Source organism: Arthrobacter celericrescens, from assembly GCF_003614925.1.
GTDB lineage: Bacteria > Actinomycetota > Actinomycetes > Actinomycetales > Micrococcaceae > Arthrobacter > Arthrobacter celericrescens.
Map to the genome: position 1 here is coordinate 142043 of NZ_QYLP01000021.1, position 9272 is coordinate 151314.

The 9272-nt window shown below is 66.5% G+C and carries 8 protein-coding genes; 7 read left to right on the forward strand and 1 reads right to left on the reverse strand.

Annotated elements, in window-relative coordinates; genetic code table 11:
* The first annotated feature begins 22 nt into the window (after positions 1 to 22).
* The 7 genes from D3654_RS04735 (at position 23) to D3654_RS04765 (ending at position 8601) form a co-directional block, all read left to right on the forward strand.
* Positions 23 to 1420, forward strand: a complete 1398-nt coding sequence (locus tag D3654_RS04735; protein WP_120520361.1) for an LLM class flavin-dependent oxidoreductase — start codon at positions 23 to 25, stop codon at positions 1418 to 1420.
* 31 nt (positions 1421 to 1451) lie between these two features.
* The gene (locus D3654_RS04740) at positions 1452 to 2789 is read left to right on the forward strand and encodes a flavin monoamine oxidase family protein (protein WP_120520362.1); all 1338 of its coding nucleotides are present in this window, start codon (positions 1452 to 1454) and stop codon (positions 2787 to 2789) included.
* Between the two features lie 12 nt (positions 2790 to 2801).
* Complete coding sequence (locus tag D3654_RS04745; RefSeq protein WP_205571731.1) at positions 2802 to 3371, forward strand: flavin reductase family protein; 570 nt, start codon at positions 2802 to 2804, stop codon at positions 3369 to 3371.
* On the forward strand, positions 3368 to 3784 hold the full coding sequence (locus tag D3654_RS04750; RefSeq protein WP_120520363.1) for an ester cyclase: 417 nt from the start codon (positions 3368 to 3370) through the stop codon (positions 3782 to 3784). The genes D3654_RS04745 and D3654_RS04750 overlap by 4 nt, the downstream gene beginning before the upstream one ends.
* Before the next feature lie 14 nt (positions 3785 to 3798).
* Positions 3799 to 5382 (forward strand): aldehyde dehydrogenase (NADP(+)), encoded by a 1584-nt coding sequence (locus D3654_RS04755; RefSeq protein WP_120520364.1) that lies wholly within the window; start codon positions 3799 to 3801, stop codon positions 5380 to 5382.
* 439 nt (positions 5383 to 5821) lie between these two features.
* Positions 5822 to 7726, forward strand: coding sequence for an FAD-binding monooxygenase (locus D3654_RS04760; RefSeq protein ID WP_120520365.1), 1905 nt, complete (start codon positions 5822 to 5824; stop codon positions 7724 to 7726).
* Positions 7727 to 7797: 71 nt separating this feature from the next.
* On the forward strand, positions 7798 to 8601 hold the full coding sequence (locus D3654_RS04765; RefSeq protein WP_120520366.1) for an alpha/beta fold hydrolase: 804 nt from the start codon (positions 7798 to 7800) through the stop codon (positions 8599 to 8601).
* A 42-nt stretch (positions 8602 to 8643) separates the two neighbouring features.
* Here the strand turns inward: D3654_RS04765 and D3654_RS04770 are convergent, their stop codons facing one another.
* Entirely contained in the window at positions 8644 to 9174 is a 531-nt protein-coding gene (locus D3654_RS04770; protein ID WP_120520367.1) for a hypothetical protein, read from the reverse strand.
* Positions 9175 to 9272: the final 98 nt, after the last annotated feature.

Below are 9272 nucleotides of genomic sequence, written 5' to 3' on the forward strand. Positions count from 1 at the left end.
AGTCCAAGGAAGCACCGCAGCCATGAAAAACGAACCCCTTAGCCTGTTTGCATTCGATGTTTTTGCCCCCTCCCACCTGACGTCCGGTTCGTGGCGCGCCGAAGGCGACCAAGGCCACCGCTACACCGACCTCAGCTACTGGACCGGCATCGCACAGAAGCTCGAAAACGCCGGATTCGACGGCATCTTCTTCGCGGACAACGTCGGCTACCACGACGTCTACCGTGGCAACGGTGACGCCGCCCTGCGCGACGCCGCGCAGTTCCCGATCAACGACCCCACCGTCCTGATCAGCGGCATGGCCGCCGTCACGAAGCACCTCACCTTCGGCGTCACCTGCTCCGCCACTTACGAGCCGCCATATCTGCTGGCCCGCAAGTACAGCTCCTTGGATCACCTGACCAACGGCCGCATCGGCTGGAACATCGTCACGTCCTACTCCGAGGCCGCCGCCCGCAACCTGGGCCGGGAGCAGCAGTTCAGCCCCGAAGAGCGCTACGACATGGCCGACGAGTACATGGACGTTGTCTACAAGCTCTGGGAAAGCTCGTTCGAAGAGGACGCCGTGGTGCGGGACGTCGAGTCGGCCACCTACATCGACCCCGCCAAAGTCCACCAGATCCAGCACGAGGGCAAGCACTTCCGGGTTCCCGGCTTCCACCTTTGCGAGCCGTCCCCGCAACGCACCCCCGTGCTGTTCCAGGCCGGCGCCTCCTCCCGCGGCATGGCGTTCGGCGGCAAGCACGCCGAAGCCGTGTTCCTCCAGGGGACCTCCGTTGCCGGCACCAAGCGCTCGGTGGACAAGCTCCGCCAGGCCGTTGCTGACGCCGGCCGCGATCCGCAGGACGTGAAGATCGTCATCCTGCTGACCGTCGTCGTTGCCCCCACCGATGAAGAAGCCCAGGCCAAGTACCAGGCAGCGGTGGACCGCGCTCCTGTGGATGGCATCCTGGCCCGCTTCAGCGGTTGGACAGGCATCGACATGTCCGAGTACGAACTGGACACCCCGCTGCGCTCGGTCGGCACGAAGGCCGGCCAGTCCATGGTGGACATGTTCTCCAAGGCCGATCCGGACCGCGACTGGACCCCGCGCCAGATCGCCGAATTCATCGCCGTCGGCGGCACCGGTTCCACGATCGTCGGCTCCCCGGAGACTGTCGCTGCCGAGCTGCGCCGCTGGCGCGACGAGGCCGGCGTCGACGGCATCAACCTCAGCTACATCACCAAGCCGGGCGGCTGGGACGACTTCATCGAACTTGCCCTCCCGGTGCTCCGCGCCGAAGGCCTCGTCGCCCCGGCACGAGCTGAAGACGCGGAGCCCACCACCCTGCGCGAAAAGCTCTTCGGCCAGAAGTACACCGCGGACGGCCACCCGGCCACCGCCCACCGCACGGCCCGGCTCGCCGCGGCCGCCAACTAAAGCTCCCCGACGGATATCAACGGAGATAAACATGACTGAACACTTTGACGCTGAACAGGCCGACGTCGTCGTCATCGGTGCCGGCCTTGCCGGCCTCACCACCGCCCGTGAACTGAGCAACCGCGGCCACAAAGTGGTGGTCCTGGAAGCGCGCGAACGCCTTGGCGGCCGCGTCTACACCGAACAGCGCCTGGGCCAGACCTTGGAACTTGGCGGCAACTGGCTGCACTGGACCCAGCCCCATGTCTGGGCAGAGGTCACCCGCTACGGCCTGGAGGTCTCCCGGGGACCGCGCTCGGAGGAAACTTACTGGCTGGCCGGGGACGAAGTGCGCCGGGGCAACCTGGACAACTTCATGAAGCTGATCGATCCGGGCATGACCCGCCTGCTCGAAGACACCGTGAAGTGGCTGCCCCGTCCGGACGCGCCGCTCACCGTGGAAAACCTGGCCGAAGTGGACCGGTACAACCTGCAGGAAATGCTGGACAAGCTGGACCTTTCCGAGGACGAACGCAACGCCAACGAGGCCGCCTGGGTGGGCCACTTCAACGCCCCCCTTGACCAGTGCGCCTACGTCAACGCGCTGCGCTGGACAGCCGGTTCCTCCGGCCACTGGCACCTCATGCACGAGGCCTCGGCCATCTACCGGCTCAAGAACGGCAACGACGGCCTGGTCAACGCCATCGCGCAGGACTCCACCGCGGACATCCGCCTCAACTCCCCGGTGACCTCCGTGCGGCACGACGCAGCGGGCGCCACGGTCAGCTACGGAGACGGCCAGGAGATCCGGGCCCGGAAGGTTGTCATCACGCTCCCCCAGAACGTGCTGCACAAGCTCGACGTCGAACCTGCCCTTTCCGAAGGCAAGCTGGCCCCCAGCCGCGAAAAGACCGCCTCCCAGGGCGTGAAGGCCTGGATCCGGGTGAAGGGTCCGATCAAGCCGTTCTTCGCCTACTCCGCCCAGGACAAGCCGCTGTCCGTGATCCGCACCGAGTTCGTCAGCGACACCGACGCGGTCCTGGTGGGCTTCGGCGCCGACGCCAACCGGATCGACGTCACCAATCCCGAGCAGGTCCAGGAAGCCATCAAGGTATGGCGCGACGACCTGGAAGTCCTCGAGGTCACCGGCCACAAATGGGGCGAAGACGAGTACGCCGAGGAGACCTGGCAGATCCAGCGCCCCGGCCAGCTCACCAAGTACCATGCCGCGCAGCAAGCCAGCGAAGGCGCCCTGCACTTCGCCAGCAGCGACACCGCCAACATCTGGGCCGGCTTTTTCGACGGCGCCATCGAAAGCGGCCTGCGCGCCGGCCGCCTCGTCCATTCAGAACTGCAGTCCGACGCAGAACTGCAGTCCGCAGCAAGCTAAAAGGAACCCGTCATGGATATCACCACAACTGCCGGAAAGGTTCCGGCCATGGAGATCACTCCCGCCTACTACCGCCAGATCCTCGGGCTGCTGCCCACCGGCGTCACGGCCATTACCGGCGTCAACGACGACGGCGAGAAGCTCGGCATGGTGGTCGGCACCTTCCAGTCGCTCTCGATCGACCCGCCGCTCGTCATGTTCTGCGTGGACAAGTCCTCCTCCACCTGGCCCAAGGTGCGCAAGCTGCAGAACTTCACGGCGAACATCCTCGCCGACGACCAGGTTCCCGTCTGCCGCAAACTCTCCAGCAAGGGCCCCCGGAAGCTGGAAGACGTACCCAACACCACTTGCGAGCTGGGCACCCCGCACATCGAAGGCGCCACGGCGTACATCGACTGCGTGGTCACCGCAGAGGTCGCCGTCGGCGACCACTACATGGTGGTCGGCTCGATCGTCTCCATGGAGCAGGGAAGCGGCGACGCCCTCCTCTTCCGTGGCGGAAAGTTCGGCCAGTACCTCCCCATCGAAATGCCCGCACCCATTGCGGCACCCACCCCTGTAGAAGCAAAGAGCGCATCATGAGCAACCGCAAAGAAGCCATCCTCAAGGCCTGGAACGACGCCTGGGGCAACGGCGACCTCGCCGCGTTCGAGGAACTGATCACCCCTGGCTATGTCCGCCGTTCCAAGTCCGGCAGCGAAGACTACGCAACCCTGAAGGCGAACATCGAAGCCATGCACGCGGCCTTCCCGGACGCCCGCACCGAGATCCTGGATTTCGTCGAGAATGGGGACACGGCCGCCATCCACTGGCAGACCCAGGGCAGCCACCAAGGCAGTTTCATGGACGTACCGCCCACCGGTCGCAGCGTCACGGTCGCGGGTGCCTCCTTCCTTCGCTTCGAAGGCGAGAAGCTCGCAGAGGAAACGGTCGTCTGGGATCCTCGCGAGCTGCTCTCGGCCCTGGGCATCTGGCACCTGGGTGCCGGTAACTGAAAGGACCATCAACGATGACACTCACGGGACACTCCCTGATTGCCGGGGAAACCGTCGTCGGCACGGACGGCGCTTCCTTCGGCATCGACCCCTCGAGCAACGGACAGCTCGAGCCCGCCTACACCCTGATCAGCGAAGCGCAGCTCCGCACGGCCACGGATGCCGCCGCGGACGCCTTCGAATCCTTCAGCAACCTCGAACCCGAAAAGCATGCCCGCTTCCTGGAAACCATCGCGGACAACATCGAGGCGATTGGCGATGAACTGATCGAGCGGGCGTCCGCGGAAACCGGCCTGCCGGCCGCGCGCCTGCAGGGCGAACGGGCCCGCACCATCGGCCAATTGAGGCTGTTCGCCAAGGTTGTCCGCCAGGGCGACTTCCGCGGTGTCCGCATCGATCCCGCCATTCCGGACCGTACCCCGCTGCCGCGCGCCGACATCCGCCTGCGCCAGGTCCCGCTGGGCCCGGTGGCCGTCTTCGGCGCCAGCAACTTCCCGTTGGCGTTCTCGGTTGCCGGTGGCGATACCGCGTCCGCCCTGGCCGCCGGCTGCCCGGTGATCGTCAAGGCCCACAACGCCCACCCGGGCACCTCCGAGCTGGTGGGACGCGCCATCACCCAGGCCGTAAGCACCATCGGGCTGCACCCGGGCGTCTTCTCGCTGATCTACGGCGCCGGCAGCAAGATCGGCCAGGCCCTGGCCTCCGATCCCGTCATCAAGGCCGTCGGCTTCACCGGATCCCGCGGCGGCGGCACCGCCTTGATGCGCACCGCCGCCGCCCGTCCCGAGCCCATCCCCGTCTACGCGGAAATGTCCTCCATCAACCCGGTGTACGTCCTGCCGGGCGCCCTCGCGGGCGACCTCGAGGTCCTCGCCGCGCAGTACGTCACCTCCGTGACCGGCAGTTCCGGCCAGCTGTGCACCTCGCCAGGGCTGCTGTTCGTGCCGGTGGGCGACGACGGCGACCGGCTGGTTGACGCCGTCGCGAAGGCCGTGGGCAGCCAGGCCGGCCAGACCATGCTGACTCCGGGGATCGCCGCCTCCTGGCAGTCCGGTTTCGAGGCCGTGGACGACGTCGCTGAAACAGAGCTCGTGGCCCGTGGCACGTCCGGAGGCACGGCGAACGCGCCGGCGCCGGCCATCTTCAGCGTGGACCTGGACGTCTTCAAGAAGAACCGCACCCTGCACGAGGAGATCTTCGGGGCGGCCAGCCTCGTTGTCCGGTACAAGGCCGCCGAGGACCTCATCGGTGCCACCCTCCGGCTCGAGGGCCAGTTGACGGCAACGTTCCAGGCGGCGGAATCCGACTACGCCACGGTGGCGCCGCTCGTCACGGTGCTGGAGCGCAAGGTTGGCCGGATCATCATCAACGGCTGGCCCACCGGCGTCGAAGTGGGCCACGCGATGGTCCACGGCGGCCCGTACCCGGCTACCTCCGATTCCAAGACCACGTCCGTGGGAACCCTGGCGATCGACCGCTTCCTGCGGCCTGTCTCCTACCAGAACTTCCCCCAGCAGTTGCTTCCGGCAGCGCTGCAGGACGCGAATCCCTGGAACGTGAACCGCCTGATCGATGGCGAAATCATCCTCGCCAGCTAGCAACGCCACACACTTCCGGCCCGGGCAGACTCGCAACGGTGCCACCTAGCGCCCGGGCCGGAAAACCACTGCTGACCGCCGTCGACATCTCCGCGGCGAACTACGGCGTTCGACGCCGGTATGAGCCTGACATTTGACGACGGCTCGCAAAGCGGCAATGGCAACCTCGGGCCCGTCCCGCATGACCGCCTCGACAACGCTCGCGCGCGATTGGCACACCTGTCCAGCGGTTGGGCACCCTGGCCGCTGCGCGCGAAGTAGCGCCTGGCATCTACGCGGCGTTGCGTCGGATCCGGCGCACCCCGGACACCACACCACCCAAATCCCCACACCTTGTCAGTCACGTCACACCGCGGTACAGTCTTGTGCAAGATTCGAGTTCAAATAAAGAACTATGTGTTCTATATTAGAACAACCCACAAAAAAGTGAGGCACTCTCGTGCAGTTCCACCACCACGGATACGTATCAGGCGACCCGCGGGTCCAGCCGGCTGCCGGCGTCGGACTGAACCGCCCCGAAGATCTCCCGGACGAGGTCGACGTGCTCATCGTGGGCACCGGCCCGGCGGGCATGCTCACCGCGGCCCAGCTCTCCCAGTTCCCCGACGTCACCACCCGGGTCATCGAGCGCCGCCCCGGCCGGCTCGCGATCGGCCAGGCGGACGGCATCCAGGCCCGCAGCGTCGAGACTTTCCAGGCGTTCGGCTTCGCCGAGCGGATCACCGCCGAGGCGTACCACATCACCGAGATGGCCTTCTGGAAGCCGGACCCCGCGGACCCGTCGAAGATCCACCGTGCGGCCCGCGCCGTCGACGATCCCACCGGCATCAGCGAGTTCCCGCACCTGATCGTGAATCAGGCCCGGGTGCTGGACTACTTCGCCGAGTTCATGGCGAACTCGCCCAGCCGGATGAAGCCGGACTACGGCTATGAGTTCCGCGGCCTGAAGGTCGACGACGACGGCGAGTACCCGGTTTCCGTGACCCTCCTCCACACCGCGGGTCCCCTGGAAGGCCAGGAGCGCACCGTCCGCGCCAAGTACGTGGTGGGTGCCGACGGTGCACGCAGCAAGGTCCGCGAATCGATCGGCTGCACCATGGCCGGCGACCAGGCCAACCATGCCTGGGGCGTCATGGACACGCTCGCGGTCACGGATTTCCCGGACATCCGCACCAAATGCGCCATCCAGGCCGAAAGCGGCAGCATCCTGCTGATCCCCCGCGAAGGCGGCCACCTCTTCCGCATGTACGTGGACCTCGGCGAAGCGGGTGAGGATCACGCCGTCCGCCAGACCACCATCGAGCAGATCATCGCCAAGGCCAACGAGATCCTGCACCCCTACACTTTGGACGTGCGCAACGTCGCCTGGCACAGCGTCTACGAGGTGGGCCACCGCCTCACCGACCGCTTCGACGACGTCCTGCCCGCGGATCTCGGCAGCCGCACCCCGCGCGTCTTCATCACCGGCGACGCCTGCCACACCCACAGCGCCAAGGCCGGCCAGGGCATGAACGTCTCCATGCAGGACGGCTTCAACATCGGCTGGAAACTCGGGCATGTGCTGGAGGGCCGCAGCCCGGAAGGCCTGCTGTCCACGTATTCCTCGGAGCGCCAGGTGGTGGCCAAGAACCTCATCGACTTCGACAAGGAATGGTCGTCCATGATGGCCAAGAAGCCCGAGGAGTTCGACGACCCCTCGGAGCTCGAGGAGTTCTACGTCCGCACCGCCGAGTTCCCCGCCGGGTTCATGACCCAGTACACGCCGTCGCTGATTGTCGGCGAGGCCACGCACCAGGACCTCGCCAGCGGCTTCACCATCGGCAAGCGCTTCAAGTCGGCCCCCGTGGCCCGCGTCTGCGACACCAACCCGATGCACCTCGGCCACCACGCCAAGGCGGACGGCCGCTGGCGGATCTACGTGTTCGCCGACGCCGCCGAAGCAGGCGCGCCCGGTCCGGTGGCGGACTTTGCCGAGTGGATCGCGACGGCGCCGGCCTCGCCGCTGGCCGCAACGCCGTCGGACGCTGACCCGGACGCATGGTTCGACCTCAAGGTGATCTACCAGCAACCGCACACCGGCGTGGACATCGGCAAGGTGCCGGCCGTGTTCAAGCCGAGCGTGGGCCCGTTCAAGCTCACCGACTACGAGAAGGTCTACGCCACCGACCCGAAGGCGGACATCTTCGAGCTGCGCGGCCTGGACCGCGGGGGCGTCGTGGTGGTGGTCCGCCCGGACCAGTACGTGGCGAACGTGCTGCCTTTGAGCGCGACGGCGGAACTCGCCGCGTTCTTCGCGCCGCTGTTGTCGGGGCACAAGGTTCGCGGCAGCCGGCTCCCGGCGTAGGAGCGTCCGCGCCCGGGCCGGACCGCCGGAGAGCGGTTGTCCGGCCCTGCCGCGCGGGCAAGAATGCATAAATGGACGCGGTCATGGTTTCGGGCCTCAGGATCAGCTACCGGCGTGCGGGGTCGGGGGAACCCCTCGTCTTGGTCCACGGGGGTTTCGGCTTCGACAGCCGGTCCTGGGGTCCCCAGCTCGATGACCTCAGCGACGAGTTCGACGTCGTCGCCTGGGACGCTCCGGGCTGCGGAGGATCCGACGACCCACCGGGGTCCTTCTCGATGGACGACTACGCTGACGTGCTGGCCGGGTTCATCAGGGAACTCGGCCTGGCCCGCCCGCACGTCCTTGGCCTTTCGTTCGGCGGCGCACTCGCCCTCGCGCTCTATGCACGCCATCCAACCCTCCCTAGGAGCCTTGTCCTGGCCGGGGCCTATGCCGGCTGGGCGGGCTCGCTGCCGGTCGAGGAGGTGGAGCGTCGGATCCAGCGGATCCGGGAGGATGTCACGGCCGCTCCCAGCCAGTGGCTGCCCGGGTACCTGTCAGGGATGCTGACCGCGTCTGCGCCGCCGGGGATGGTCGAGCAGACCCTCTCCCTGATGTCCGATATCCGCCCGCAAGCCAACCTGACGATGCTCCGGGCGATGGCGAATGCTGACCTGCACGGCATTCTCCCGGACATCGACGTGCCCACCCTTGTGCTGCACGGCGAACTGGACGCGCGATCCCCGCTGGCAGTGGGGCGGGAACTGCACGCGAAAATTCCTGCGTCCGAGCTCGCGGTGCTCCCGGATGTCGGACACTTGAGCAACGTGGAGGCCGCTGATGCCTTCAACCGCGAGGTGAGGAACTTTCTTCGTCCGCTGGGTCAGCTCCCCTGAGCTCACGGGAGCTGAGGTTACTTCAAGTTCTTGCGCCCCGGCCTATTTGCGCCCCGGCCGGAAGACGAGGTAAAGCAAGCGGACGGTCAGTCCCAGAGCGGCTGCGGCAAGAACTGAATGGAAGACCACGGCGAAGATTGCGTCATCGCGGGAGTAGGGATCCGCGCTGAAAACCAAGCGCACCCATGCGGGGGACTCCGCCTGGCCACTCATCCACTGCACGGCGTTGAACAGGGTCCATCCGGCGAATGCGGTGAAAAGCAGGCTCCCGCCGAGCATCGCGGAAGCAGGGAAAACATCCACCAAGGACTTGTACCGTCCGACGTGTTTCGGTGGGAGCGCACGGTTCCGCGGCCTGCGGTAGCTCGGCGAATCAAAGCTGCGGTCATCCACGTACGGCACGTATTTTTCGGGCTCGCCAAGGATTTCCCGGCGGATCTCAGCGAGCATGCGCTCGTTCCGGTCTACAACCCACGAACCGAGCCCGCCACGGACCCCGAAGAAGGCGGCGATGGGCGTCGTCCGGAATCGTTGTTCGTCGTCGTACCAGACGAGTTGCGCATCCAGACTCACCTCGGATACCGCGGGGGTGTCAAGTTTTCTGTGTAAGGGACCGGTCGGTTGTCCGGTCTGCCTGATGGTCAGATCGGGAGTCTGTTGGGGAATTGGAT